Annotated in this window: 38 protein-coding genes; 27 read left to right on the forward strand and 11 right to left on the reverse strand. The window is 70.1% G+C overall.

All coding sequences use genetic code 11. From position 1 onward, the window contains the following. Positions 1–42: 42 nt before the first annotated feature. Entirely contained in the window at positions 43–501 is a 459-nt protein-coding gene (locus AB0I72_RS19865; protein WP_358570585.1) for a hypothetical protein, read from the reverse strand. 120 nt (positions 502–621) lie between these two features. Here AB0I72_RS19865 and AB0I72_RS19870 point away from each other — a divergent pair, with 120 nt between their 5' ends. The 7 genes from AB0I72_RS19870 (at position 622) to AB0I72_RS19900 (ending at position 4,642) form a co-directional block, all read left to right on the forward strand. Beyond that, positions 622–831 carry a helix-turn-helix domain-containing protein gene (locus AB0I72_RS19870; protein ID WP_358570587.1) on the forward strand — a complete coding sequence of 70 codons (210 nt, stop codon included), beginning with the start codon at positions 622–624 and terminating at the stop codon, positions 829–831. Between the two features lie 180 nt (positions 832–1,011). After that, positions 1,012–1,338 (forward strand): hypothetical protein, encoded by a 327-nt coding sequence (locus AB0I72_RS19875; RefSeq protein ID WP_358570590.1) that lies wholly within the window; start codon positions 1,012–1,014, stop codon positions 1,336–1,338. Next, positions 1,335–1,826, forward strand: coding sequence for a hypothetical protein (locus tag AB0I72_RS19880; RefSeq protein ID WP_358570593.1), 492 nt, complete (start codon positions 1,335–1,337; stop codon positions 1,824–1,826). Before AB0I72_RS19875 ends, AB0I72_RS19880 begins: the two co-directional genes overlap by 4 nt. 12 nt (positions 1,827–1,838) lie before the next feature. Then, entirely contained in the window at positions 1,839–2,207 is a 369-nt protein-coding gene (locus tag AB0I72_RS19885; protein ID WP_358570596.1) for a hypothetical protein, read from the forward strand. 152 nt (positions 2,208–2,359) lie between these two features. After that, on the forward strand, positions 2,360–2,926 hold the full coding sequence (locus tag AB0I72_RS19890; RefSeq protein WP_358570598.1) for a ParB/RepB/Spo0J family partition protein: 567 nt from the start codon (positions 2,360–2,362) through the stop codon (positions 2,924–2,926). Between the two features lie 7 nt (positions 2,927–2,933). Further along, positions 2,934–4,079: a GNAT family N-acetyltransferase gene (locus tag AB0I72_RS19895; RefSeq protein WP_358570601.1), complete on the forward strand. Its 1,146-nt coding sequence runs from the start codon at positions 2,934–2,936 to the stop codon at positions 4,077–4,079. A gap of 107 nt (positions 4,080–4,186) precedes the next feature. Beyond that, the gene (locus AB0I72_RS19900) at positions 4,187–4,642 is read left to right on the forward strand and encodes a hypothetical protein (protein ID WP_358570604.1); all 456 of its coding nucleotides are present in this window, start codon (positions 4,187–4,189) and stop codon (positions 4,640–4,642) included. Here AB0I72_RS19900 and AB0I72_RS19905 read toward each other — a convergent pair. Beyond that, on the reverse strand, positions 4,639–5,382 hold the full coding sequence (locus AB0I72_RS19905; RefSeq protein ID WP_358570607.1) for a DUF2786 domain-containing protein: 744 nt from the start codon (positions 5,380–5,382) through the stop codon (positions 4,639–4,641). The two genes, AB0I72_RS19900 and AB0I72_RS19905, sit on opposite strands and share 4 nt — an antisense overlap. Before the next feature lie 92 nt (positions 5,383–5,474). Here AB0I72_RS19905 and AB0I72_RS19910 point away from each other — a divergent pair, with 92 nt between their 5' ends. After that, positions 5,475–6,392, forward strand: coding sequence for an NAD(P)-dependent oxidoreductase (locus AB0I72_RS19910; protein WP_358570610.1), 918 nt, complete (start codon positions 5,475–5,477; stop codon positions 6,390–6,392). Here AB0I72_RS19910 and AB0I72_RS19915 read toward each other — a convergent pair whose 3' ends face one another. From AB0I72_RS19915 to AB0I72_RS19955, 9 genes are all read right to left on the reverse strand, one after another. Then, on the reverse strand, positions 6,393–6,938 hold the full coding sequence (locus AB0I72_RS19915) for a hypothetical protein (RefSeq protein ID WP_358570613.1): 546 nt from the start codon (positions 6,936–6,938) through the stop codon (positions 6,393–6,395). It abuts the gene before it with no gap. A gap of 75 nt (positions 6,939–7,013) precedes the next feature. Continuing rightward, positions 7,014–7,565 (reverse strand): hypothetical protein, encoded by a 552-nt coding sequence (locus AB0I72_RS19920; RefSeq protein ID WP_358570616.1) that lies wholly within the window; start codon positions 7,563–7,565, stop codon positions 7,014–7,016. Continuing rightward, positions 7,562–7,960: a hypothetical protein gene (locus AB0I72_RS19925; protein WP_358570619.1), complete on the reverse strand. Its 399-nt coding sequence runs from the start codon at positions 7,958–7,960 to the stop codon at positions 7,562–7,564. Before AB0I72_RS19925 ends, AB0I72_RS19920 begins: the two co-directional genes overlap by 4 nt. Further along, entirely contained in the window at positions 7,957–8,256 is a 300-nt protein-coding gene (locus AB0I72_RS19930) for a hypothetical protein (protein ID WP_358570622.1), read from the reverse strand. The genes AB0I72_RS19925 and AB0I72_RS19930 overlap by 4 nt, the downstream gene beginning before the upstream one ends. Positions 8,257–8,348: 92 nt before the next feature. Continuing rightward, the gene (locus tag AB0I72_RS19935; protein WP_358570625.1) at positions 8,349–8,627 is read right to left on the reverse strand and encodes a hypothetical protein; all 279 of its coding nucleotides are present in this window, start codon (positions 8,625–8,627) and stop codon (positions 8,349–8,351) included. Positions 8,628–8,682: 55 nt separating this feature from the next. Continuing rightward, the gene (locus AB0I72_RS19940) at positions 8,683–9,843 is read right to left on the reverse strand and encodes a hypothetical protein (protein ID WP_358570628.1); all 1,161 of its coding nucleotides are present in this window, start codon (positions 9,841–9,843) and stop codon (positions 8,683–8,685) included. Continuing rightward, positions 9,840–10,034 (reverse strand): hypothetical protein, encoded by a 195-nt coding sequence (locus AB0I72_RS19945; RefSeq protein ID WP_358570631.1) that lies wholly within the window; start codon positions 10,032–10,034, stop codon positions 9,840–9,842. Before AB0I72_RS19945 ends, AB0I72_RS19940 begins: the two co-directional genes overlap by 4 nt. Before the next feature lie 73 nt (positions 10,035–10,107). Beyond that, on the reverse strand, positions 10,108–11,196 hold the full coding sequence (locus tag AB0I72_RS19950) for a DUF932 domain-containing protein (protein ID WP_358570634.1): 1,089 nt from the start codon (positions 11,194–11,196) through the stop codon (positions 10,108–10,110). Between the two features lie 73 nt (positions 11,197–11,269). After that, positions 11,270–11,488 carry a hypothetical protein gene (locus tag AB0I72_RS19955; protein ID WP_358570637.1) on the reverse strand — a complete coding sequence of 73 codons (219 nt, stop codon included), beginning with the start codon at positions 11,486–11,488 and terminating at the stop codon, positions 11,270–11,272. 132 nt (positions 11,489–11,620) lie between these two features. Between AB0I72_RS19955 and AB0I72_RS19960 the strand changes: the two genes are divergently transcribed. The 19 genes from AB0I72_RS19960 (at position 11,621) to AB0I72_RS20050 (ending at position 23,385) form a co-directional block, all read left to right on the forward strand. Continuing rightward, positions 11,621–12,082, forward strand: coding sequence for a phage terminase small subunit P27 family (locus AB0I72_RS19960; RefSeq protein ID WP_358570640.1), 462 nt, complete (start codon positions 11,621–11,623; stop codon positions 12,080–12,082). After that, complete coding sequence (locus AB0I72_RS19965; protein ID WP_358570643.1) at positions 12,051–13,847, forward strand: terminase TerL endonuclease subunit; 1,797 nt, start codon at positions 12,051–12,053, stop codon at positions 13,845–13,847. The genes AB0I72_RS19960 and AB0I72_RS19965 overlap by 32 nt, the downstream gene beginning before the upstream one ends. Before the next feature lie 9 nt (positions 13,848–13,856). Next, positions 13,857–14,234: a hypothetical protein gene (locus AB0I72_RS19970; protein WP_358570646.1), complete on the forward strand. Its 378-nt coding sequence runs from the start codon at positions 13,857–13,859 to the stop codon at positions 14,232–14,234. Further along, positions 14,222–15,622 (forward strand): phage portal protein, encoded by a 1,401-nt coding sequence (locus AB0I72_RS19975; protein ID WP_358570649.1) that lies wholly within the window; start codon positions 14,222–14,224, stop codon positions 15,620–15,622. The genes AB0I72_RS19970 and AB0I72_RS19975 overlap by 13 nt, the downstream gene beginning before the upstream one ends. 5 nt (positions 15,623–15,627) lie before the next feature. Continuing rightward, positions 15,628–16,320 (forward strand): hypothetical protein, encoded by a 693-nt coding sequence (locus AB0I72_RS19980; protein WP_358570652.1) that lies wholly within the window; start codon positions 15,628–15,630, stop codon positions 16,318–16,320. Between the two features lie 7 nt (positions 16,321–16,327). Next, positions 16,328–17,245 (forward strand): HK97 family phage prohead protease, encoded by a 918-nt coding sequence (locus AB0I72_RS19985; RefSeq protein ID WP_358570655.1) that lies wholly within the window; start codon positions 16,328–16,330, stop codon positions 17,243–17,245. A gap of 70 nt (positions 17,246–17,315) precedes the next feature. Then, on the forward strand, positions 17,316–18,578 hold the full coding sequence (locus AB0I72_RS19990; RefSeq protein ID WP_358570658.1) for a phage major capsid protein: 1,263 nt from the start codon (positions 17,316–17,318) through the stop codon (positions 18,576–18,578). Positions 18,579–18,645: 67 nt separating this feature from the next. Beyond that, a complete protein-coding gene (locus AB0I72_RS19995) occupies positions 18,646–18,924 on the forward strand; it encodes a hypothetical protein (RefSeq protein WP_358570661.1) in 279 nt (92 codons plus the stop codon). Then, positions 18,917–19,081 carry a hypothetical protein gene (locus tag AB0I72_RS20000; protein ID WP_358570664.1) on the forward strand — a complete coding sequence of 55 codons (165 nt, stop codon included), beginning with the start codon at positions 18,917–18,919 and terminating at the stop codon, positions 19,079–19,081. Before AB0I72_RS19995 ends, AB0I72_RS20000 begins: the two co-directional genes overlap by 8 nt. Before the next feature lie 3 nt (positions 19,082–19,084). Next, a complete protein-coding gene (locus AB0I72_RS20005; RefSeq protein ID WP_358570667.1) occupies positions 19,085–19,651 on the forward strand; it encodes a hypothetical protein in 567 nt (188 codons plus the stop codon). After that, on the forward strand, positions 19,648–19,974 hold the full coding sequence (locus AB0I72_RS20010; RefSeq protein ID WP_358570670.1) for a hypothetical protein: 327 nt from the start codon (positions 19,648–19,650) through the stop codon (positions 19,972–19,974). Before AB0I72_RS20005 ends, AB0I72_RS20010 begins: the two co-directional genes overlap by 4 nt. A 216-nt stretch (positions 19,975–20,190) precedes the next feature. After that, entirely contained in the window at positions 20,191–20,571 is a 381-nt protein-coding gene (locus AB0I72_RS20015) for a DUF3168 domain-containing protein (protein WP_358570672.1), read from the forward strand. A gap of 73 nt (positions 20,572–20,644) precedes the next feature. Further along, positions 20,645–21,292, forward strand: coding sequence for a hypothetical protein (locus AB0I72_RS20020; protein WP_358570675.1), 648 nt, complete (start codon positions 20,645–20,647; stop codon positions 21,290–21,292). A 26-nt stretch (positions 21,293–21,318) separates the two neighbouring features. Continuing rightward, entirely contained in the window at positions 21,319–21,489 is a 171-nt protein-coding gene (locus tag AB0I72_RS20025) for a hypothetical protein (RefSeq protein WP_358570678.1), read from the forward strand. 76 nt (positions 21,490–21,565) lie between these two features. Next, on the forward strand, positions 21,566–21,877 hold the full coding sequence (locus AB0I72_RS20030) for a hypothetical protein (protein WP_358570681.1): 312 nt from the start codon (positions 21,566–21,568) through the stop codon (positions 21,875–21,877). Between the two features lie 15 nt (positions 21,878–21,892). Next, on the forward strand, positions 21,893–22,249 hold the full coding sequence (locus AB0I72_RS20035; RefSeq protein ID WP_358570684.1) for a hypothetical protein: 357 nt from the start codon (positions 21,893–21,895) through the stop codon (positions 22,247–22,249). A gap of 56 nt (positions 22,250–22,305) precedes the next feature. Beyond that, positions 22,306–22,767: a hypothetical protein gene (locus AB0I72_RS20040; RefSeq protein WP_358570687.1), complete on the forward strand. Its 462-nt coding sequence runs from the start codon at positions 22,306–22,308 to the stop codon at positions 22,765–22,767. Between the two features lie 3 nt (positions 22,768–22,770). Next, positions 22,771–23,049, forward strand: coding sequence for a hypothetical protein (locus tag AB0I72_RS20045; RefSeq protein WP_358570690.1), 279 nt, complete (start codon positions 22,771–22,773; stop codon positions 23,047–23,049). Positions 23,050–23,064: 15 nt separating this feature from the next. Next, positions 23,065–23,385 (forward strand): hypothetical protein, encoded by a 321-nt coding sequence (locus AB0I72_RS20050; protein WP_358570693.1) that lies wholly within the window; start codon positions 23,065–23,067, stop codon positions 23,383–23,385. Positions 23,386–23,441 lie beyond the last annotated feature (56 nt).

Below are 23,441 nucleotides of genomic sequence, written 5' to 3' on the forward strand. Positions count from 1 at the left end.
GGGATCAGCGCAAGGCTCTGGTGGAGTGCCATCGGTCCAGGGTTAGGGCAGTGAGTCCTCCCAAGGGCCCTGCTCTTCACCACCCTTGTCTGGCGGACGACGCCATGTGACCGACATCGGTTCGGTTTCTCCAAAGCCTCGGGAGTTAACGATGTACACCGACTCACGTGCCCGGACGATTTGACCCTGCTTGAAGTAGGGCAAGTCGACATCGCCTGTGATTCGCACGTTGTGAGCTGGCTCGTCGCTCTTGTTGATCAGCCGGTAACGGCCTGCTCGGTCGCTACGGGGATCACTCTCAAGAACCCAAGGCACGTGATAGCGGTTGGCCTCCTCCTCGGCCAGAGCGGCTTGGCGCTGGTCCGCGTCAGCGGAGCGGCGGGCGGAAAGCGCGGAGTCTTCGGAGGCAGTGGCTGAGCGGTGCGCGTGGTAGGCAGCAACCACGGACACTACAACTGCGATCGCCGAGAAGATCAACGCGACGGGTGGGATCCAGCTCATGGCCGGACCTTACTCATGTGCGACAGCGTTCGCACGAAATCCGCAGGATCTGTTTGGTTCAACACCTGCACAGCCGACTCCGCGTGGACGGTGCCACTGACGATCTGTGATGATGGAGGCATGATCGCGCACGAGGACCCGCGCCGCCGGTGGTACACCCGGGCCGAGGCCGCCGCTGAGGCCGGGGTGTCCGTCCGCACCGTCCAGCGGTGGGTGCTCGATGGCCGCCTGGCCGAGCGCCACGGTCACGTGAACGCCGCCGAGCTGTTCGAGGTCGAACGCGAACGACGAGCTGCCCGTACCTGCCCCTCGCCTGGTTGCGCAGCGTAGAGGGCGTGGCATAGCCTTAGATCAGAATCGAATACCTGTACCCCGACGCCCGGACGTCCCACGGCTCCGGGCGTTTCTTATGCCCAGGGACGCCCGCTCACACGTGCCCAGCAGGGACGCCGAGGTCCCAACCACACATATCCGCACCCTGCTGGGCACCCATGCTCTGAGGAGGCCGCCGTGCCGCGCGTCACCATCCCCATCACCACCCTGTCGGACGCCGGAGCCGCCGACCCCGCCGAAACCGACGGCGACACCGTCAACCAGCACGCCCTGCCCAACACCGGCCGAACCGTTCTGCGCGTACGCAACAACGACGTGTCCGCTCACGACCTCACCCTCGGCACTCCCATCACCGTCGCAGGCAAGGCCGTCGAGGACACCGTGATCAGCATCCCCGCTGGGGAGACCCGCACTTTCGGATCGCTGTCCACCGCCCTGTACGGCACCTCGGTCCCGGTCGATGTCGCCTCGACCGAGCTGAAACTGATCGCGTTCGAGCCGTGAGTACCGACGCGGTCTACCGCGAGCGCGCCGCCCTCGTTGCGTACCTCGCCGCTCTGTACCCGGCGGTGATCGTCCCCGACGGAGACCCCGCAACGCCCGGCTGGTCGCTCATCTACGTGGACACCCCGCAGGGCCAGATGAGCTGGCACCTGTCCAGTGATGACCTCGACCTGTTCGCGCACGTGCCCACCGTGGACGAAGGCCCTACCTGGGACGGGCACTCCACTGAGAAGTACCGGCGGCTCGCCGCACTCACCACAGATCAGGCTGCCACCCGAGGCCCGCTCCTGCGCAGCGCTGACGGCGACCTCCAGGTCGTGCGCCCCGGCGACACCCTCATCCTGCGTAGCACGGCGCCCATGACCGCCGAGGTGGCCGCGAGGCTCAAGGCCGACGTCGCCCAGCGCATGCCCGGCGTCGACACGACCATCTTCCACGGCATCGAGCAGATGGCCGTGTACCGGCCCGACCAGCTCCGGCACGAGTAGGCGAACCCAGCCGTGCCCAGCAGAGCACCCCGCCGATGCAACCGGTGCAGGCAACTCAAGGACGCCAACGGCCGCTGCTCACCCCAGTGCCGCACCCGCACCCGCGCGCGCAGCCAGCGGGCACGCGGCAGCAGCACCGCCCAGGGGTACGGCACCGAACACCGGTCGCGCTTCCGCGCGGGCGTCCTCGCCCGCGACCCCGTGTGCGTCCGCTGCGGTGTCGCCCCCGCCACCCACGCCGACCACCACCCGCGCTCGCGCAAGCAGCTGGTCGCCCAAGGGCTCGACCCCAACGACCCCGAGCACGGCCGTGGCCTGTGCGCCCCCTGCCACTCCACGGAGACCGCCCGCGCGCAGCCGGGCGGGTGGAACCGCAGGTGAACCCCACCCCTGACCGCGCCCCCTGACCCCGGGCGCTCAGGGGGGAGGGGGTGGGTCGCGGACCTGAGGGGCACGGCCCCCAGAACGCCCCGGTGACTGCGCTTACTCGCTGACAGGTTTTCCGAAACGGGGACACCCGAAGGAGCCCGCCCATGGCCAAGGCCGCACTGCCCCCACGCATCCATCCCGACATCCAGCACCTGGCCGTACCGCTCGGTGAGCTGCAGCCCTTCGAGCGCAACCCGCGCCGGGGCAACGTCGACGTGATCGCCACGAGCCTGCAGAGCAATGGCCAGTACCGGCCCATCGTCGTCAACCGGGGATCTCACACCGGTCGGACCAACGAGGTCTTGGCGGGCAACCACACCTACGCCGCAGCGAAGCGCCTGGGCTGGGACGAGATCGCCGCGACCTTCGTGGACGTGGACGCCGAGACCGCCGCCAAGATCGTCGTGATGGACAACCGGGCCTCCGACCTGGCGAAGAACGATCCCGACGCGCTCGGTGCGCTCCTGTCGGACCTGTCCGACCTGGAAGGCACCGGCTACACCGAGACCGACCTCGCCAAGCTGCTCGGCACCGATGTGACCGACGATGATGACGAGGTGTTTGCCTCCCGGTTCGAGGTCGTGGTGGAGTGCGCCGACGAGTCCGACCAGCAGGAGATGTTCGACCGACTTACCGGCGAGGGGCACACCTGCCGGGTCCTGACGCTGTGAGGACGGTATGCCGACCGCGCACGTGACCGTGGCCTCTCCCGTGCCCACGTCGTTCAGGGCCGCCCGGGTGGAGGGCCAGTTCGACATCCCGCACCGCACCGAGCAGTCCCTGACCTTCTCCGCCGACCTAACCGAGTGCGAGGGCCAGCCCTGGTCGGTGGGCGCGGTCGTCGGCGCGTCCGGCCGCGGCAAGAGCACGCTGGCCCGAGCCCTGTGGCCACGCGAGTACCGGGACGTCGCCTACGGCTGGCACGCCGACTGCCTCCTCGACGACTTCCCTGAGGACCTGTCGACCGACGACATCGTCTCCGCGCTGACCGCCGTCGGGTTCTCCTCGCCGCCCGCATGGCTGCGCCCGTACCGGGTGCTGTCCACCGGGCAGAAGCACCGCGCCGACCTGGCGCGCGCTTTGGTCGGTGAGGACCAGCTGGTCGTCGTCGACGAGTTCACGTCCGTGGTGGACCGGACCGTGGCCGCGTCGCTGTCGGCCGCCGTCGCCCGGCACGTGCGCCGCGCCGGCCATCAGTTCGTCGCGGTCACCTGCCACCGGGACGTCCTGGAGTGGCTCGAAGTGGACTGGTACTACGACCTGGACGAGGGCCGCACCCACTGGGGGCGTCTTCATCGACCCCGCGTCCGTCTCCAAGTCCGCGAGGGCTCTCGCAAAGCCTGGTCGCGCTTTCGCGGCCACCACTATCTGACCGGTGAGCTTCACAACGCGGCCCGCGTGTTCCTCGCCTACGTGCAGCTCGGCGACGCCCCCGCCGAGCACCTGGTGGGGTTCTTCTCCCTGCTGCCCGTGGCCGGTCACCGGGGCTGGTGGCGTGGCCACCGCACCGTAGTCCTGCCCGACTACCAAGGGCTCGGGATCGGCAACGCCATGATCGAGGCCACCGCCGAACAGCTCTGGAAGCGTGAGAAGAAACGGTTCCGGGCCACCACGAGCGCGCGGAGCCTGATCGCTCACCGGCGCCGCCACCCCGAGATGTGGCGGCTCACCATGGCCCCGAAGATGAAGGCGGCCGTGGGCAAGACGTCCACCATCAAGGGCCTGTCCTCCTCCGTCGGGCGGCTCACCACCACGTGGGTGTACGTGCCCGAGGAGATGCGGCGCTCCGCCTCCACATCAGCCACATCCGGGGAGCGTCGCTGAGAGCGCTGCTGTCGGGAGCACCCCACCGCGCGCACGATCACATCAGGGGAACCCGGATCGCCCGTCACGCCCGGACTCACGGGCACGGTTCAGGGAGGTGACCCTCCATGGGGCTCGTCGCAGGGCTGGACCCCGTGCGCGCCGCGCGCCTCTACGGCGTCGCGCACGTCATCGACTACGGTCCCGACCGGGAGGGCGACGGGCTGCTCATCACCACCGGGGCCGGGCTGCTGCTGTCCGACATGGACCAGCTCCCCACGCTGCGGTGGGCCGTCGACATTGGACCGTCCCGGGGGTATCCACAGGCTGTGGACTGGGCTGCGGTCGCGGCCCGCACCGTCACGCACACCGTGGCGCACCTGTGGATGGCCATCACCGATCCCGCGTGGATGCGCAGCGTCCTGGAGCCGTTCCCCGCTGACCGGCTCGCCGTGTGTTCCCGGCCGCGGCTCGACATCGGCCACCAGGCCGACACCGTCGACGAGCTGGAGACGTGGTGCGAGGCGTTCCGCCACGAACCGGCCGTGGGGTCACGACCGGTCGGGCAGGGCGAGTGCACTTAGCTTTCGATCGACTCGGTGTCGCCGTCGGTCACGTTGTTGCCGATGTCGGCGCGGCGCCCGGCCTCGCGCCCGGCGGCGAACCCGAGCAGGCTACTCTGCAGCCCGCGTGTCTTCTGCAGTTCGCCGATGTGCTCGTCCACCCACGCGTTCACTCGGGTGGCACGGTCGACGAGGACAAGCTCGGTGGACGCGCCACCGGTCTCGGCGATGGTCTCGGTGCGCACACCGGCCAGGCGCTCACCGACTCCGTGCCCGAAGGAAATGATGAACTGGCGGCGGGCCTTGAACGCGCGCCATCCCTTGAGGTGGGTGGAGTACCGGCCGGTGCGCCACCAGGTCTTCATGGCGGACACAGCCTGCAGGCGCAGGGAGGAGATCAGCATCTCGGCGCGCTGCACATCGGATCGGTGGCCGACAACGTAGACGACGCGGTGGTCGGGGTGCGCGTGCCCGCTCACGTAGAAGGTGCGCAGTTCGCCGAGCCCGTCGACGATGGAGCTGGTGAAGGCGACGAACGCGTCCGAGTAGGTGTCGGTGTAGAGGATGCGCGCGGTGGTGATCTCCTCGGGCTGCTCGCCGGTCATCGCGGCGCGGACGACCGCCTCTTCGATGCCCCACTTGATCATGAGCCTTTCGGCGGCCCGGGTGAACGCTTCGGCTTCGGCAGGGGAGTCGGTGCCCTCGGCCTTCGCGAGGAGCTTGGCGATCTTCTCGCGCTGGTCGTTCTGCGACTTGGTCATCGGGTCGTCCCTTCTGATACTTAACTAGCTTGGTACTAGCTATGTTTTAAGTATCGCGGAGGAACCGAATCGTCACAAGTAGTAAACGGGTGATGTTTCAGGAGGTAGCCATGGTGGTGACCGTCGCGACCTGCGAGCGGGGCCGCGCCGCCCTGGCCGGCTGCAGCGGCGTTCGCGCCGTCCCCCTGGAGGAGGCAGCCCCCGCCCACGCCGAGGTCCTCTGGCGCAGGGCCGGGACCACCGGCCCCGAGATCGCCGCGGCGCTCAGCCGCGCCCGCGCCGCCCGGTGGGTCCACACCGACACGGCCGGAGTCGACGACCTACCGCTGCCCGAGCTGGCCGCCCGCCGCGTGGTGCTCACCAAGACCAGCGCGTACACCGACGCCGTCGCCGAGTGGATCGTCACCGCCGTCCTCGTCGCAGCGAAAGGCACCCCCGCCTACGCCGACGCGTCCCGCGACGGCCGGTGGGAGCCCGGCGTCGGCGCCCCCCGGCTCGTCTCCGGGACCTGCGCCCTGATCGTCGGCGACGGCGCGATCAGCCAGGCCGCCGCCTCGGTGCTCACCGCCATGGGCGCCACCGTGACCCCGGTCGGCAGCCGGTCGCCCTCAGGGTGGGATGCGCTGCTGCCCGGCACGGACTGGCTCGTCCTCGCGTGCCCGCTCACCGAGCGCACCCACCACCTCATCAGCGCCGCCGTCTTGGGGGCGCTGCCCGTCGGGGCATGGCTGGTCAACGCCGCGCGCGGAGAGGTCGTCGACGAGCGGGCCCTGGCCACCGCCCTCGACAGCGGCCACCTGGGCGGGGCCGTGCTCGACACGTTCTCTGTCGAGCCGCTGCCCGCCGACTCGCCGCTGTGGGGCAGACCGAACGTGGTCGTCACCCCGCACGACGCGTGGCGGGCCTCGGGGGCGGGCCGCCGCCAGGTCGCCGACTTTCTGGACCAGCTCCACCGCTACCGCACCGGGCGACCGCTCCACCGCACGGTGGACACGGCTGCCGGGTATTAGTCAGTGATCAGATCCGGGGAGCGGTTCGTAGTACTCCTTGCGGAACGCTGCTCGAACCATGACGGCTTCATTCAGGTAGATGGTGTTCGGGAGTTCTTCTCCGCGAAGGTAAGCCCCCAGGGACTCCTGAACTTCCTCGGTCATGATCATTATTTTCATGCGTTTCAGGGATTCAGGGCAAGGGCCACAGCAGTAATCATCCATCAATCGTCCACTGCCGAACCGGGTGTCACAGACGGCTTCGATTGCCTCCCGCAAGTCTTTATTCGGGATGCGTAGCGCTGAGAGTCGGATCGCCCCCAGGCAGTCGCTCATCTGCTCGGTCCACTCGAAGTCTTCACCGGCCTGGCTATGGATCAGCTTCTCCAAGGTCTGCACCTGGGTCGTGATGACGTCAATGGCTGCTTCGGCCATGGTGGCGCGGCGCTCTCTGATGGCATGCTTGGCCTGGTGACGCTGCTGGTAGACGACTCCTAGGAACGCAGCGCCAGCACCGAACAGCGCGCCGCCCAGTCCGACCAGGGCCACCAGGATCTCTGTGCTCAAATGAGTCTTCCTTCTCTGGATCGGAGGAACGGTCTCTCCACCGCACGGTGGACACGGCTGCGGGGTACTGACGGCTCAGTTCTGCACTGGATGATTCGCCGAGAGTAGCCGCTGCCAATGCTTTTGCTTCTCAAGCATCATCCGCAAACGCCCGTCGAGCGGCTCAAGGGGTTCCCCGCGCAGGTGGGCTCCGAGTCGCCGCTGAATCTCCTCTGCCGTCTCCCTCACGCGGATAGCGGGTCGGTCAGGGATTGAGGGCGAAGCCGCATGGGCGTGCGGAGTCCCCCCGAACAGGTACGAGCACGCTGCCTCGATCGGTTCACGTAGGTCCTTCTGTGGGAGACGCAGAGCTGCCATCCGGATCGTATCCACGCACGCGTCCATCTCCGGTGACCACTCGAATTCCTTGAACGACCATTCCGGCAAAAGCTTCTTGAGGCCCCATGTCTGGGTGATGATCGTGTCGATTGCGTGGTGTGCCATCTCGGCCCGCCGTTCCTCGGCGGCCTGCTCGGCCTGACGATTCTGCTGGTACACCACGCCCGCGAACGTGGCAAAGCCACCGACGAGTGCGCCGCTCAGTGCGCCGCCCGCTCCGATCAGGCCGACCAGTACTTCAGGGGTCATGCGCTCTCCTGTAGCTCCGTTGGCAGGTGCCGAACGATCTCGTCGGGTACCCGCCACAGGCTCAACTTCCCTTTGCACACGATCGGGTCGGACAGCGGGCGAGGGTTGGCGAGCACCCAGTGCCAGTGGTCGGGGACCGCCCACGCGCTCGCGTGGTCGCGGACGCAGTCGACCACGTCCACGACTCCGACGATGGCACCCGGCACGAGGTTCCCCGGCACGGTGAACCCCATGGTGGTGAGGCGCTGGCGGGCACCCGGGGCGGTGGCGCTGCCCGCGTGGATGACGAGCGGCCCCCGATGCTCGGTGCGCCAGGTGCGGTTCTCGATGTTCTTGCCCGCGTGCAGGATCGCCCACGCCCACGGGTGGCGTACCGACAGGGCTCGCAGCGTCATGGGTCGCTCCTCTTCTCCTTGCGGGGTCGCCCGCCTCCGGCGCCGCGGCCGGGGCGGTTGGTCGCCCAGGCGTCGACGGTCGCCGGAGCCCATACCGGGGTCCGGCCGAAGTGATGGTCTGGCTCGGGAAAGTCGCCTGGTCGCGGGCAGTTGTCCTTGCGGCGCTTGGTGGCGGCGTCGTGGTAGCTGCGCACCGTCGATTCGGTGAGCGGGTTGTCACTGCGGCCGGTGATGCCGTGCTGCTCAAACAGGTACGCGGGTAGGTCCGCGATGGCCAGATACGTAACCGGTGTCATACGGGTGATGATACGGGTCTGGCTGTGTGCGAACCGGCGTCGCGCCCAGCCCCGGGGCAGGGGGCTGAGCGCGACGCGCGCTTGCGGGCGGTTCACCTCCGGTCCCTGTCAGCAGGGGCACATCGGGAGTCGCCCCTGTGGGCGTGGTGGTGCCATCCCCGGATGTCGGTGATCTCCGAGTACAGGTCCACGGCGGTGAGTGCGCGGCGGATGCCGGTCAGCTCCGCCCAGGCGGTCTGCAGTCCGGGCTCCCAGTCGGTGATGGTGGTGGTCTCGTTGGTTTCGCCGCGTGCGGTCAGGATCTCGTCGATGTTGTGCCAGGCGTCGATAGCGAGCCGGGTGAGCGCGTCGCGTTCGTGTCGGGTGGCCAAGGTTCCTCCCTTGGGGTGTGGTGCCGCCCCCGGGACGGGCGGGGGCGGCACGTCTTCACGAGCGGGGCTGGATGGGAACGATCAGGTGGACGTGCTCGGCGTCGAGACTGAGCGGGGCCCCAGAGGGGACGAGCGCGGCGACACGGCGGCCCGGGGCGACATGCAGCGTCACGGAGTCGCCTCGCATGGTGTGCAGCGCGTCGCAGAGGTAGCGCGCGTTGAACGCGATGGGCGTGAACCGGCCGTGGCCCTCGGCGGCGATCACGGTAGTGGCGGTCGCGGTCTTCGCGGCGGCGACGGAAATGCTGTCGACGTCCGGGCGCACGTACACGGTGGCTCCCCGCTGTCCCTTGGCGTCGCGCACTGTGGCGGCACCCCCGAGCAGTGCGGCGAACGCCTTCCGGCGCACGGTCACGGTCGTCTCGGACTCGCGCGGGATGAACGGGGCGAGCTTGGGGAACGTGCCGGGGATCAGTCGCAGGGTCGCGGCGAGCGCGCCACTGTGAACAGTCGCCCACCCTTCGCCGTGCGGGTCAGCGGTCAGACCGATGGCGGCGTGAGGGTAGGTGGTCTTGCCCAGGAGCTTGGCGAGCAGTCGGCCGGGCACGATGCCGTGGGGTTCACGGCCCCGGCACAGGTTGGCGTAGATGTGCGCGCGCGTGCTCACGGCCCGGTACCGGTCGGTGGCCTGTAGGACGATGTCGCTGTCGCTGCTGCGCATGTCGATGCCGGTCAGCACGGGCAGGGTGTCGTCACGCTCGACGGCGCACGCGGCGGCACGCACGGCACGGGCAAACTCCATCCGGTCGACTCCCCAGTCGGGCGGCACCTGGGCGGGCATGGTGGGCCACTCGTCAACGAGCAGCGTCTCCGTCTCCAGCTCGGCGGTCCAGTCGCCCAGGGTCAAGGTGACGTGGTCCCCGTGGTCGGTGATGGTCGCGGGCACCTCGGTCAGCTTTGCGGTGGGGCCGCGCATGGCCTTGACGAGCTTGGCCAAGGCGAAGTGCCCGACGGTGAACCGCTCGTCGCGGTCGGACGTGGTCCCGGGCAGGGTCACGGTGATGCAGGCGTCGAAGTCGTAGGCGGTCAGGGTCGTGGTGCCTCCGGTGGTCTCGATGAGGATCCCGGCCAGCACGGGCAGGGGCGGTCGGCTGTGGTCGATCAGGGTTGTGGCGGACAGGGCGGAGCGCAGCGCGCCCACGCTGGTGGTGATCATCGGGTCGTCCCTTCGGTGCGCTGGCGGACGGAGAGGAGGAGGGAACGGGCGTTGCGGCGGGCGGCCTCTCGGGTGAGTCGGCGCGCGGTGGTGCGCAGACGGGCGTGGGACATGTCGCGGTCCCGGTGGCGGTAGGTCGCCATCGACAGGCGTGATCGGGATGCGCGCAGGCGGTGCTCGACGGGATGCATTGGGTGTCCCTCTCTAGGGGTGGGCCCGGCGCGGGGCGGTGGGACGGTCACCGGCCCCGCGCCGGGGGTGTGATCAGCTCGCGAGCGCGAACGCGTCGAACGCGGCGGTCTTGAGCTTGCGGACGCTCGACTGGATCAGCACCCGCTCGGCGCGGGTCGTGAGCGCGGTGGCGTCGTCCGCTCCCTGGACAGGGGCGAAGTGGTCGAGGTACTCGGTCACGGCCTGGTACCCGGCCCAGCGCGAGCCCCGGATGTTGGCGTTGGTGTCGGCCTCGGAGTACAGGTGGCGGATCTGGGAGATCAGCGCGTCGTGGTTGTCCTTGGCGCGCTTCCCGGCGTCGTCGGGGAGCGGGAACAGGCGGCGGAGCTTGTTGGTGAAGTCGACGTCCCGCATGCTCGTCTGGAGCATCTTCTCGGCCTCACCCTGGAACGCTTCGAGGAACTTCCAGGTCAGGCGCAGGGATTCGCGGGCTTCGGCGACCCGGGAGGCCACCCCGGAGGTGTGGCGGATGCTCCAGGTGGAGCGGGCGTTGCGCAGCGCAGCGACTTGGGTGTTCGCGCACACGATCCGGATCGGGGACACGATGGCGCGCATGGAGGCGGTGCCGTCGTGCGCGTTCATCGCGGCGATGTACAGGTCGAGGTCGTCGGTGCCGTCCCCGATGGTCATCGCCTCGGGCATCTTCATCGTGATGAAGACGTGCCGCCCGTCGCGGAGCGACCCGGCGGTCTCGAAGCGCGCCCCCGACTCGCCGGTGAGGACGTTGAGGAAGTCGGCCAGCTCCTCGTTCTGCACGGGGTTCCACTGCGATCCCACGTACCCGAGGACTTCGGCGTCCTTGGTCTTGGGGTGGGTGCGAACGGTGCCGTAGCAGCCGGGCACGTTGAGGGCGCGGCCGAGGACGGTGACGCCCTCGGAGGTCATGCGGACGACGGCGGTGTCGCCGACGGTCAGGTCGTCGAGGGCGGTGACGGCCGGGTCGGGCTCGATCGCGGCGGTCTCGCGCTTGCGGACGTCCCAGCCGCCCAGGTGGGCGGTGGCCATGGCCTCTTCGGCGGTGAAGGTCGAGGGCAGGACGGTGCCGAGGCGGTGCCAGGCGTCGAGTCGGGCGGAGACGAAGGCGGCGGAGCCGTCGGCGAAGGTTTCGATCTCGTGAGCCATTGCTCTGTTCCTTTCGGGTTCTGCGTTGGGTTGGGGGTGTGGCCCCGGGCGGTCGCTCCGCCCGGGGGCGCGATCAGCGCGGGTTGCGGGACAGGTGCGCGGTGATCTGGTACTCGGAGCCGTCGGAGAAGGTCACGACGACGCCCGGGTCGGCGGTGAGGACTCCGGCGCGCTCGTAGGTCGCGACGTCGGTCACGTACATGTCGTCGGCGCCGGTGGTCTCCTCGATGGCGAGCGACAGGTTGTCGCGCAGGGCGTCGGCGAGGGCGGTGGCGAGTTCGTCGGGGGTCATGGCGCTTCCTCTCAGAAACTTGACTAGCTCTGTACTGGTTATGTTTTAAGTATGAGGGGCTCCCCGGCATGGCACAAGATGTTCTCCGGGCCCATTTTCAGGAGTTTTCCCAGGTGAGAGGGGGTGGGTGGAGTGGGTAAGCGCGGCCCTCGGCCGACCCCGACCAACGTGCGGTTGCTGCGCGGCGATCGACGCGACCGCGTCAACACCGACGAGCCGATGCCCGCCGACGGGCTCCCCGAGTGCCCCGACGACGCCTCACCCGAGGTGCGCGAGGTCTGGGACTACACCGTCGACCAGCTCGCCGCCATGGGCACCGCCACCCCCGCCGACCGGGACGCCCTACGCGCCTACTGCGAAGCGGTCGTCACCCACCGCAAGGCGTGCGCGCTGCTGGCCAAGTCGGGCATCCTCATCCGCTCGGCGAAGGGCGGCGCGCTCGTCCGCAACCCGGTCGTCCAGGTCCAGCGCGACGCCGCCGCGACGCTGCGAGGCTTCGCCCAGGAGTTCGGGCTGACCCCGAGCGCGAGGTCGGAGATCCGCATGGCGAGGGAGACGGGCCGTGGCCGCAGCGCGGACAGGCTCCTCTCCTAAGACCGCACGCGCGGGCCGCGCACGGCCGCGCACACCGGACCACGACCGGCGGTGGCGGCCCCGGTCACGGCGCGGCGGCGTATGCGGCTACACGCTCGACGACACGACCTGCACCAAGCGGGGCGCGCACTACTGCGAGCCGCGCGCGGACCGGTTCGTAGCCTTCTGCGCGGAGTTGCTGCGGCACACCAAGGGACCGCACGCGAGGAAGCCGTTCGTGCTCCGCCACTGGCAGGAACACGAAATCGCCCGACCCCTGCTGGGCGAGGTCATCTGGTCCGAGGACCACGGCCGGTACGTGCGCCGGTACCGGATCGCGTACATCATCGTCGCCAGGAAGAACGGCAAGAGCGAGTTGGCCGCCGCCATCCTGCTCTACCTCCTGGTCGGCGACGACGAGGAGTCGGCGGAGGTCTACGGCGCGGCCAAGGACACCAAGCAGGCCGGGAAGGTGTTCGAGCCCGCCCTGCGGATGGTGCAGCTCTCCCCGCCCCTGTCGCGACGGTTGAAGCACACCAAGAACGCGCGGCGCATCTACGACGAGCGGACCGCCTCCCACTACGAGATCATCACCGCCGACGCGACCGGCGAGCTGGGACACAACCCGCACGGGTTCTGCCTCGACGAGGTGTTGTCCCAGCCGGATGGCTCCCTCTGGGAGGCGATGACTACCGCCGTCGGGGCCCGTGCCCAGGAACTGCTGTTCGCCGCCAGCACCGAAACCAACGACGCCGCCAGCTTCGGCGCGGACCTGATCGACGAGGCCGAAGCCATCCAGGCCGACCCGAAGCGTGCACCACACGTGTTCGCGTTCGTGCGCAAAGCGCCCCGGTCCGAGGATGAACTCGACCGGCTGCGCGCCGCGTTCCCGGGCCACCCGGACCTGCCGGTGTCGCTGGACCCGTGGGACGAGGCGAACTGGAAGTGGCCCAACCCCGCCCTGGGCGAGTTCAAGAGCATCGAGGCGATGCGCCGCCAGGCGCTGGAGGCCCGCGACTCCCCGGTCAAGGAGAACGGGTTCCGCCAGTTCCAGATGAACCAGCGCGTCCAGCAGACGACCCGCTGGATCACCATGGACCTGTGGGACGCCAACACCGGCGAGGTCGCACCCACCCCGGACTGGGTCCTGCCCCAGCTCGCCGGGCGCAAGTGCTGGGCAGGGCTCGACCTCTCCAGCAAGATCGACCTCACCGCATGGGCGCTCCTCTTCGCAGACGGCAGCGTGATCTGGCGGTTCTGGTGCCCCGAGGCGATCGTCCCCAAGCTCGACGAGCACACCGACGGCCGGTTCTCCGAATGGGTGTCGGCCGGGTGGGTGCGCGTCACCGACGGCGACGTCATCGACTACCAGGCCGTGTACGAGGACATCGAGACCGACCACGGCCGGTACGCCATCACCGACGTCACCTACGACCGGTGGTCCGGTGAACCGGTCCGCCAGGAAGTCCAGGCCCGCACCGGCCTGGAGATGGTCGAGTCCGGGACGACCTTCGACAAGATGACGCAGCCCATGCAGGAAGCCATGCGGATGCTCAAGGCACACGAACTGCGCACCTTCGGCAACCCGGTCGCCCGCTGGATGGCCGACAACCTCGTGGCCAAGAGCCCGCGTGACGACCCCGACCGCATCCGCCCGGTCAAGCCCGAACGCCACAAGACCGGGCTCCGGATCGACGGGATGCCCGCCCTGTTCTTCGCCGTCGACGGCCAGCTCGCCAGCGCGGTCGCCGACGCCGACGCCCTTCCCGAGGCCGACATCTTCTAGGAGGCTGCGATGCACCGATGGGCCGCCACAGCCTGCATGGCCGCCGGGGTCTGGATCCTCGCCGGGCCCGGGTGGGCGCTGCTCTCCCTCGGGGGCCTGGTGTGGCTGCTCGCCCCCGCCGGGTCCGGGGAGCTGCGCGCCGACGCGCTGCGCCAGCGCGCCACCGGCGCCGCCGCGGCGGCCCGCGCCGCCTGGGGACGGATGCGGACCGCCCCGCGTCGCTTCATCGCCGTCATGACCATGGTCGTCGGCGCGCTGCTGCTGCCCCTGGGCGTCGGCGTCCTCACGGGCGCCCTCGTTGGTGTGGCCGCCGGTGCCGGGGCCGGAGCGGTCACCGCCGGGGTCGCCGCGGCGGGCCTGTCCCTCCTCACCGGATGGAACGCCTGATGGGGTGGCTCAGCGGACCCACCTCGACGAAGGCGGCGGCCGGGGCCGACGGCCTCGCCCCGACCCTGAACCTGGGACCCGGATCGGCCTTCTACCCGGCCAGCGGGTTCCTGTCGGCCGCCGCCCACGGGTTCAACCGCAACGAGCTGGTGTACGCGTGCCTCATGGAGCTGGCGACCTCCATGCCCGAGGCGACCCTGCGCGTCTACGGGCCCGACGGGCTGGGGGAGCCGAAGGAGGGCCACCCGCTTCGCCGTCTGCTCGCGGACCCGAACCCCATCCTCAGTGAGTTCGAGCTGTTCGAGATCACCGTCATCCACCTCTACTTGGCCGGGACGGCGTTCTGGGAGATCGTCCGCGACCAGGCGGGCCGCCCCATCCAGCTCTGGCCACTGCGCCCCGACCTGGTCCGGTTCTGGCTCCAACCCAACGGCCGCCTCCGGTTCGGGTTCTGGACCCCCCGGGGGACCGTTGACCTGGGCGAGGACGTCATCGCGTTCCGGCTCCCCAACCCCATCGACCCGCTCGTCGGGCAGCCCCCGCTCCGGCCCGCCATCCGCGCCGTCGCCCTCGACAACGAAGCCACCGACTTCGTCAAGGCCCTCCTGCAGAACCGGGCCGTGCCCGGGACGGTCATCACCGTCCAGCAGCAACTGGACGAGGGCATCGCCGACCGGCTCGTCACGAAGTGGAAGGCCAAGTTCGGCGGGTCCCGACGCGGCGAGCCCGCCGTGCTGCAGAAGGGCATGGACGCCAAGGTCCTCGGCCTGGACCTGGACAAGCTGGAGTTCCCGGACCTGCGCACCATCGCCGAATCCCGGATCTGCATGGCGTTCGGGGTGCCGCCCATCCTGATCAGCGCCAAGGTCGGCCTCGATCGGTCCACGTTCGCGAACTACGCGGAAGCGCGTCGGAGCTTCTGGGAAGAGACGATCATGCCGCTCCAGCGGCGGTTCAAGGACGTGATCGTCCGTGCGCTCCTGCCGTTGGTTAACGACGCCTCCTTCTCTGTTCCGCGCCGTGTGGCGGTCCGCTGGGACCGCTCCGAAGTGCTTGCGCTGAAAGAGTCGGAGCAGGCCATCTGGGAGCGCGCGAACAGCGCACTCCGGGCCGGGGCCATCACCGTCAATGACTTCCGGCGCACCGTCGGCATGCCGCTGGTGGACGGCGGCGACGTGTTCCTGCGCCCGGCCGGGGTCATGCCGACCCTCGCCGACGGCACCCCCACCGGCGGCGCTGCGCTCGGCGACGAGACGGAGGACACCGTCCAGGAGGACGCCGCGGCCGAGGAGGACGAGGACACCACCGAGGAAGACGACGGCCTGGAGGGGGCGTCCATCTCCGACGCCGACCTGACGCGCATGCTCGCCGCCCTCCCGCCGGGGTGAGCTGAGTGGCCGCCCGCCCCCGGGTGCCCGCCCGGCTCGAACGCGACGCCGCGCGCCGGATGGTCGCCTTCTTCCGGCTTCAGCGCGCTGCTGTCCTGGAGCACTGGCCCGATCCGAAGCAGCACCGGCCCGGCCAGCGGAAGGCCCGCGTGGACGAGCTGTTCAACCTCGGCCGCTGGGACCGGGTCCTCACCCCCGAGATCAACGGCATCGCCCTGGCCGCCTCGGTCGCGGCAGGCACCTCCGTCATGGCGGGCTTGGACGAGTTCTCCGAAGAGGACTACGACTCCGACCTGACCCTGGCCTGGCTCGCCGCCCACGCTGCGGCGGTCGCCGCCGTCATCAACTCGACCACCCGCGCCGACCTGGCGACCGCGCTCACCGCCGGGCAGGGCCCCGACGACATCGCCGCCCTGTTCACCGGCTACCTCACCCGCCGAGCCCCGCAGATCGCCCGCACCGAGGTCACCGCCGCGGCCGGGTTCGGCACCCGCGAAGCCGGACAGCAGACCGGCCGCCCCATGGTCAAGACCTGGCGCACCGGATCCAACCCGCGCTCCTCCCACGCCCGCGTCGACGGCGAGACCGTCGCCCTGGACGACCTGTTCTCCAACGGGGCCCGCTGGCCGGGCGACTCCCGCCTGGACACCGAGGACCGCGCCAACTGCAACTGCTCCATGGAGATCGACACCGAGTGAGGAGACCATGACCCGACAGACGCTCATCGTGCCGGTCGAATGGAAGGCCGACGACGAGGATGAGAACACCCTGACCGGCTACGCGTCGACGTTCGGCAACGTCGACCTGCAGTACGACACGGTCGCCAAGGGCGCCTTCAAGAACACCCTGGGCCGCATCCGCAACCGCGATGTGCCCTACCTCGCTGACCACATCCCCTCCGTGCGCAACGTCATCGGCACCCTCACCGACGGCGCGGAGGACGCCAAGGGCCTCAAGATCAAGGTCGAGTTCGCCAAGGACGCCGATTCGCAGGCGATCCGCCAGAAGATGATCGACGGCCACGTCCGCAAGATGAGCATCGGCTACGAGCCCCTGCAGTGGCGCTACGAGACCCGAGGCCAGAACCGAGTCCGCGTCCTGGAAGACGTGCGCCTGTGGGAAGTCAGCGCGGTGGTGTTCCCCGCCAACCCCCAGGCGATCATCCAGACCGTCAAGAGCGCGGTCGCCGACGCCATCGACACGGTCGTGGCCGGGGCGGTCGCTGCCGGAGGCGACGAGGCCGAGGTCAAGGCGCTGATCGCCTCCTGGGGCGCGCAGGCCCCCAACTTGGCCGGGGACATCACCCCCGGCGACGACACCGACGAGTCCGGCCAGAAGCCGGGCGGCGTCGACACCAAGACCACCACTCCCCACCTGGACACCGAGAACGCCGGGGCAGGCGGGGGCGCCGAGTCGAGCACGGACACCGGTCCCGATTCACTCACGCTCCTGATGCACAAGGCGGACGCCGTGCTCGCAGGCCGGGACCCGGACGCGACGACCGACCCCGTGCAGCTCGCGGGGATCGACGCGCGACTGGAAGCGCTGGACCTCTTCCTCCAGCGCCACACCCGCGCGGAGGAGCTGGCCGACGAACTGGCCACCCTGCGCGGGAGCCGGTAACGACCACGACACACGAAGGGCTCGCCGCTGGCGGGCTTTTTTCGTGTGCGCACGAAAGGAGGGCTGGGCCATGGCCCACCCGCTGCTGGTGCGTGCCGCGCAGTGCATCGAAGCCGCGCGCGCACTCAACGACGAGTTCCCCGACAAGACCCAGATGCCCGCCGAAGTCGCCCAGAAGATGGACAAGCTGCTGGGCGAGGCGTCCAACTGCAGGGCACAGGTCCAGCGCGAGGCAAAGCTCACCGACCTGGACAACTACCTGACCGCCCCCGACTACAAGCACGACATGAACGCCGACGGCATCGGCGGCAGCTCGGGCTCCGGCGGGATGTCCGTCGACCAGATCGGCGGCATCTACACCACCGACACCCAGCGCAAGCAAGCCAAGACCAAGGCGTTCTTAGAGTTCGTGCGCAAGGGACAGCACATGTCCCACGAGCGCAAGGCCGACCTGGTCGAGGACACCGAAGGCCAGGTGCTTGTGCCCTCTGACTGGGTCGGCACCATCCTGCGCGAGCTGCCCCGAGATGCAGTCATCCGCGGCCTGGCGGCCGTGCAGCCCACCACCTCCAACAAGGTGGACATCGGCGTGGTCACCGTGGCCGCCGCCGGGTGGGGCAAGCTGGAGACCGGCACCACCGCCACCGACGGCCTGGCCGCCGACCCGGCCGACAAGGACTCCATCGAGGTCCACGACCTCAACGCGTTGGTCAAGATCGGCGTCGACCAGCTCGAAGACGCCGACGACGACCTGGAAATGATCATCACCCAGGCGCTCACCCTCAAGCTCGCCGAGCAGGAGGACGACGCGTTCGCCAACGGCAGCGGGACTGGCCGGCCGCGCGGCCTCGCGCAGGCCACCACCATCACTCAGGGCGTGGCCGCTGCGGCGGGGGAGACCGTCACCGGCGACGAGCTGAAGCGGACCGTGTTCCAGGTCCCGTCCCAGTTCCGCCGCAAGGCCAACGCCGCCTGGCTGTACCACACGTCCGCTGAGGAGAAGATTGCCCTCCTCAAGGACGCCGACGGCCGGTACCTGCTGCAGCCTTCCCTGTCCCAGGGCGAGCCCGACACCCTGCTCGGGTACCGGGCCTACACCGTCGATGGCCTTCCGGCGATCACCACCACGGTGGACGGCGCCGGAGCGGGCACCGACAAGTCGGTGATCTTCGGTGACCTCCGGCAGGGCTACATGATCGCGGACCGCCGCCGGATCACCGTCACCCGCCTCACTGAGCGGTACGCCGAGGAGGGCAAGATCGGCCTCCTCTTCCGCCACCGGGTGGGCGGCGACGTGATCCGCCCCAAGGCGTTCGCCTGGTACCGCCTCTGACCCTGACCACCCAAGGTGGGGTGCCCCGCACTGGGGCGCCCCACCTGACCTCGAAGGAGGAACCGTCGTGAGGATTCGCGTCACCGAGCCCGTCACCATCAAGGTCAAGGGCGGCAAGAAGGTCGGCCTGGACGCCCACCACGAGTACTACCTGGACGACGACAAGACGGCCGCCGACCTGGTCCGCCAGGGCAAGGCCGTCGAGCTGGACGGCCGGGGCCGGGAGGTGAAGCGGTCCGTCCGCCAGGCGGCGAAGACCAAGGAGCCGGGCGGTACCCCGGGCAAGCCCGCCACCGATCGCACCACCAAGGCCGCGACCGAGGGGCAGGGGAAGAAGGATGGCTGAGCCGACCGTGTTCGACGAGGACACCGGCGCCTACGTCCACGGCGCGGCGATCCCCGACGTGCCCACCGACGTGTCGGCGGACGTTGCAGCCAACGCCGACGCCATCAACGGCATCCTGGCGGCGCTGCGCTCGCGCGGCATCATCGCCCAGGACTGACCGATGGTCGCGTTCGCCACCCCCGATGAGGTGCGGCTCTTCCTCGACGACGAGGGCCTGGACGACACCCGTATCCAGCTCGTCCTGGACGTCATCGCCGACGAGATCCGCTTCGCCGTGGGCTGGTCCGTCACCCAGGAGACCGACGTGGTCGCGGTCGTCGACGGGCCCGGGGTGACGGAGCTGCTGCTGCCGACCCTGCACCTGACAGCTGTGGCGTCGGTGGTCGAGGACGGTGTCCTGCTGGACCCGTCCGGGTACCTGCGGTACCGGCACGGCGTCATCAAGCGGGTGGAGGTGGAGGGTGCGACCCCGATCCGGTGGACCCGGCGTCTGCAGGGCATCACCGTCACCTACACCCACGGCTACCCCGACGCCGCCGTCCCAGGGGTGTTCAAGGCGGTCACCTTGGACGTGGTCGGCCGGATCGCCGACAACCCCGCCGGGCTCGTGAAGTCGCGGACCGTCAACAAGGTCGCGGTGTCCTACGCGGACGTCCGGGCCCTGGTCGGCCCCATCGACGACCGCCGCCTGGATGTGTGGCGGCTTCCTGACGGAGGGCTGGCGTGAGGTTCGGCCGGGAGACCCTGACCGTGGTGCGCGGCCCCGGCACCGACCGGCACGGCGACCCGCTCCCCGGAGACCCCGCCGAGACCGACTCGCACGGGTGGGACGTCCAGCCCGCCGCCACCTCCGAGGACGTCGACGACGGCGGCGACACCGTGCAGGAGGAGTGGACGGCGATCGGCCCGCCCGGTGCCGACATCACCGCCACCGACCGGGTGCGCTGGCGCGGCGACCTCTACCAGGTGCAGGGCCAACCCCAGCGGTGGCCCGATCACCGGGGCCGAGCCCACCACACCGAGGTGACCCTGCGGCGTGTCCGCGGCTGACCCGCGTCGCAGTACGTCACTCCCGACCACCACGCCGCCGTGACCCCGGGCGCACCGCCCGCACACCCGCACCCCAAAAGCGCCCTTGACCTGCGAAAACGGCGATCCGTCCGGGCCGTATGTGACGCATGCTGACCCGGGGGCGCGCCCGGCACGCCCGGTCTGACCGGCGCACAGCCGCATTTCACACACTGTGACCCATCCCGGGGAGGTGCCGTGGCCGACCTCCAGCCGTTCCCGGACATCGAGGACGTGCTGTGCGAGGCGCTCGCCGACCTGGGCGAGACGGGGTCCGAGACCCCCGCCGACCTCCAGGACCACCTGCCGTTCATCCGGCCGACCCGCATCGGCGGGTCCGACGACCGGCGCACCGACACCTCCCGCGTGGACATCGACTGCTTCGGTGCCACCCGCGCGCAGGCGTGGCAGGTCGCCCGCGCCGTCCAGCAGCGGCTCATCTCCGGACCCGTCCACGTCCCCGGGGTCGGTCTCATCGACCGGGCCCGTACCGAGCTGGGTCCGCGCCGCGCCCCGCACCCCGACGAGACCGTACGCCGGGTGCTCGCCACCTACCGCGTGAGCACCCGCCGCTACTAAGGCCCGCCCGGCCCCGGCCCCGCACACCTGCGGGGCGTCCGCACATGGAATCCCGCACGAAAGGAGACGGGCCGTGGCCGCATGGGAGTCCCTCCGCAACCACCAGAACCAGCTCATCCGGAAGGCTCTGGAGGGCAGCACGTTCATCGCGCCGATCACCTCTGCCGCCGTCGCGTCGCTGACCGGAGCCGACAAGAGCCTCAACGCCTTGCCAGCCGGATACAACGACCTCGGGTGGATGAGCGATGACGGGCCGCAGTTCAGCGCGGACGTCACCTCCAGCGACATCACGTCCTGGGGTGCCGTCGAGCCGACCCGGCGCGACATCACCGCCGACGTCACCACCCTGCAGGTCAACCTCCAGGAAACCAACAAGCACACCCTGGGCCTGTACACCGGGGCGGACATGACCGCCGTCGTCCCCGACCCCACCTCGGGTGAGGTCGCCATCTCCAAGCCCGACCGGCCGCCGCTGCGGTTCTGGCGGGTCCTGACCATCGGCGTGGACCTGGCGGACGCGGGCGAGATCTACATCGGCCGCTTCCTGCCCCGGGCATCGGTCACCGACAAGGACGACCAGGCGTTCCAGTCCAACGACGACAGCGCCCTCGGCTGGCCGGTCACCATGACCGCCTACATGGACTCCAGCGTCGGCTACTCCGAGCGGTTCTTCTTCGGCGGGCCGGGCTGGGAAGCGCTGTTGAGCGCCATGGGGTTCTGACCGTGGCCACCCGCAGGACCGTGCCAGTGCGTGTCGACGTTGGCACACCCGAACCCGTTGACGACCTGTGCGAGGACTGCCTCTTGCCCTCGCTCGTGTGCGCAGACGTGCTGTGGATGTACACCGGCGGCGTCATCTTCGTGGGCACCCTCACGGTCTGCACCACCGACGGCTGCGACACCGCACCGTCCCCCTGACCGCCGTGGCGGCCGGTATGCCGGGCGGGCGCCGGCCGCCGCGGCTCCACCTTCGCCCGCCCCCGTGAGGAGTGCCATGTCCACGGAGTACGTGTCGCCCGACGGCGCGACCCAGACCACGGACAACCCCGTGGTCGAAGTGCGGCTGCGCGCACGGGGATGGAGGCCCCGCCCCGAGTTGGAGTCTGCCGCCGAGCACGACAAGGCCGCTGCCGCGCGGCTGGAGAAGGCGCACGCTGCACGCGCCGACGCCGACCAGCGTGCCACCGACCGTAGGGCCGCCCTCGACCGGAGCCCTGCCACCGGTGCGGCGCAGGCGCGGACTGCCCGGCCGGACACCCCCCGATCCCGCGCCCGCACCGCCAAGACCAAGACCGACACCGAGTAGGAGTGGAGCCCGCCCATGGCCGCACGCAGTAGCCAGCGCCCGCCGCAGCGCAAGTCCCCGGTCCGACCCAAGGACGTGTTCGACCTCGACGCCCTGGAGAAGGACGGCGAGGTCCAGCCGTTCGGGGTCCGCCTCGGCGGCAAGGTCTTCGTCATCTCCGACCCGATGGACGAGGACTGGCAGGACGCCGTCCTCATCGACATGAACGACATCGAGGGCAGCCTGCGCCCGCTGCTGGGCGACCAGTACGAGGACTTCAAGAAGATCCGCATGCCCATGTGGAAGATGAAGGCCCTCAACGACGCCATGGAAGCCCACTACTCGCGCTTCTACGGGACCCGGGGGGAAGGCAGCGCCTCGTCTGGCTCCTGACCCGTTACCGGGACCAGATCGAGGCTGACCTCGCCCTGATCGGGTGGGACCTGGCCGTGCTGTGGACGGCCCGCAGGTGGCGGTTCCTGCTCAACCTGCTCGACCACCTGCCGCGCACCTCCCACCTGGCTGCGGCGATGGCCGACGACGACGAGCTGGCGGAGACCAGCCCCGAGCCCACAGGGCCGAGCGCGCCGCCGCTCACCGAGTGGTCGCCCGCAGTGGAGCGGCTCACCGTGGCGGTCGACCGGCTCGGCGAGCTGATCGCGGCGGTGTACAACGCCGCAGGCGGCAAGGCCAAACCTCCCCGGCCGCTGCCGCGCCCGGTCACCGCACGGGACCGGGTGCTTCGCAAAGTTCGCCAGCGCAAGCGGGAGCACATCCTCGCCGAGCTGGGACGTGCCCGCCAGGAGCGGCGGCCCTCCATGGCCGACGCCCCCACCGCGCCGGACCCGCTGCACTCCGCCCTGCGCCCGGGGCGGACACCCGCACCACCACGACCCGAAGGAGAGGTGTGAGCCATGGCCCTGGTCGATTTCGAGCTGGACACCGACGGCATCGCCGAGGTCCTGAAGTCCCCGCAGATGCGCGATGCCATGAACGGCGCTGCGGTGCGAGTCGCCGCCGCGACCCGGAGCCGTGTGCCCAAGGACGAACGGGTCGCCTACCGGCCCTACACCACCGACCGGCGGGCGGCGTCGGTGACCGTCATGTCGTCCGAGGACCGCAGCGAGGAGCTGTACCAGGCCGCGCGCAGCACGGGCCTGGAGGTCACCGAAGAACCACCCGCCACCGAGTAGAGACGAGCCCCGCCCATGCCCACCGAACTTGACGTGTTCGACCTCGACGCCGTACCCCCGCCCATGCCGCTGGAACCGTTCCCCATCACCTGGGGCGGGAAGCGGTTCGTGCTTGCCCACCTCCAGGGCCTGGACGCCTGGGAACTGACCGAAGCCGCCATCGGTGGCGACATCACCGCCATGACCGGCTCCCTGCGCGTCGCTCTCGGCGACCAGTACGCCGAGTTCCGCGCCCTGGGATTGCCCCAGTACAAGGTCCGCCCGCTGTGGCAGGCGTGGATCGACCACTGCAAGCCGCCCACCCCGGACCCCGACGAGGACCCCGGCGACGCCTGACCCTCACCGTGCACAGCCCGCCCGGCCCGCACACCAGCGACATGACCAGGACCGGA

The organism is Nocardiopsis sp. NPDC049922, from assembly GCF_040660275.1.
In the GTDB taxonomy this organism is placed as follows: Bacteria; Actinomycetota; Actinomycetes; order Streptosporangiales; family Streptosporangiaceae; genus Nocardiopsis.

Coding starts and splice junctions, on each gene's coding strand:
- AB0I72_RS19865 (WP_358570585.1), bottom strand. CDS start 501: ATGAGCTGGATCCCACCCGTCGCGTTGATCTTCTCGGCGATCGCAGTT.
- AB0I72_RS19870 (WP_358570587.1), top strand. CDS start 622: ATGATCGCGCACGAGGACCCGCGCCGCCGGTGGTACACCCGGGCCGAG.
- AB0I72_RS19890 (WP_358570598.1), top strand. CDS start 2,360: ATGGCCAAGGCCGCACTGCCCCCACGCATCCATCCCGACATCCAGCAC.
- AB0I72_RS19895 (WP_358570601.1), top strand. CDS start 2,934: ATGCCGACCGCGCACGTGACCGTGGCCTCTCCCGTGCCCACGTCGTTC.
- AB0I72_RS19900 (WP_358570604.1), top strand. CDS start 4,187: ATGGGGCTCGTCGCAGGGCTGGACCCCGTGCGCGCCGCGCGCCTCTAC.
- AB0I72_RS19905 (WP_358570607.1), bottom strand. CDS start 5,382: ATGACCAAGTCGCAGAACGACCAGCGCGAGAAGATCGCCAAGCTCCTC.
- AB0I72_RS19910 (WP_358570610.1), top strand. CDS start 5,475: ATGTTTCAGGAGGTAGCCATGGTGGTGACCGTCGCGACCTGCGAGCGG.
- AB0I72_RS19920 (WP_358570616.1), bottom strand. CDS start 7,565: ATGACCCCTGAAGTACTGGTCGGCCTGATCGGAGCGGGCGGCGCACTG.
- AB0I72_RS19925 (WP_358570619.1), bottom strand. CDS start 7,960: ATGACGCTGCGAGCCCTGTCGGTACGCCACCCGTGGGCGTGGGCGATC.
- AB0I72_RS19930 (WP_358570622.1), bottom strand. CDS start 8,256: ATGACACCGGTTACGTATCTGGCCATCGCGGACCTACCCGCGTACCTG.
- AB0I72_RS19940 (WP_358570628.1), bottom strand. CDS start 9,843: ATGATCACCACCAGCGTGGGCGCGCTGCGCTCCGCCCTGTCCGCCACA.
- AB0I72_RS19945 (WP_358570631.1), bottom strand. CDS start 10,034: ATGCATCCCGTCGAGCACCGCCTGCGCGCATCCCGATCACGCCTGTCG.
- AB0I72_RS19950 (WP_358570634.1), bottom strand. CDS start 11,196: ATGGCTCACGAGATCGAAACCTTCGCCGACGGCTCCGCCGCCTTCGTC.
- AB0I72_RS19955 (WP_358570637.1), bottom strand. CDS start 11,488: ATGACCCCCGACGAACTCGCCACCGCCCTCGCCGACGCCCTGCGCGAC.
- AB0I72_RS19970 (WP_358570646.1), top strand. CDS start 13,857: ATGCACCGATGGGCCGCCACAGCCTGCATGGCCGCCGGGGTCTGGATC.
- AB0I72_RS19975 (WP_358570649.1), top strand. CDS start 14,222: ATGGAACGCCTGATGGGGTGGCTCAGCGGACCCACCTCGACGAAGGCG.
- AB0I72_RS19985 (WP_358570655.1), top strand. CDS start 16,328: ATGACCCGACAGACGCTCATCGTGCCGGTCGAATGGAAGGCCGACGAC.
- AB0I72_RS19990 (WP_358570658.1), top strand. CDS start 17,316: ATGGCCCACCCGCTGCTGGTGCGTGCCGCGCAGTGCATCGAAGCCGCG.
- AB0I72_RS20000 (WP_358570664.1), top strand. CDS start 18,917: ATGGCTGAGCCGACCGTGTTCGACGAGGACACCGGCGCCTACGTCCAC.
- AB0I72_RS20005 (WP_358570667.1), top strand. CDS start 19,085: ATGGTCGCGTTCGCCACCCCCGATGAGGTGCGGCTCTTCCTCGACGAC.
- AB0I72_RS20030 (WP_358570681.1), top strand. CDS start 21,566: ATGTCCACGGAGTACGTGTCGCCCGACGGCGCGACCCAGACCACGGAC.
- AB0I72_RS20035 (WP_358570684.1), top strand. CDS start 21,893: ATGGCCGCACGCAGTAGCCAGCGCCCGCCGCAGCGCAAGTCCCCGGTC.
- AB0I72_RS20045 (WP_358570690.1), top strand. CDS start 22,771: ATGGCCCTGGTCGATTTCGAGCTGGACACCGACGGCATCGCCGAGGTC.
- AB0I72_RS20050 (WP_358570693.1), top strand. CDS start 23,065: ATGCCCACCGAACTTGACGTGTTCGACCTCGACGCCGTACCCCCGCCC.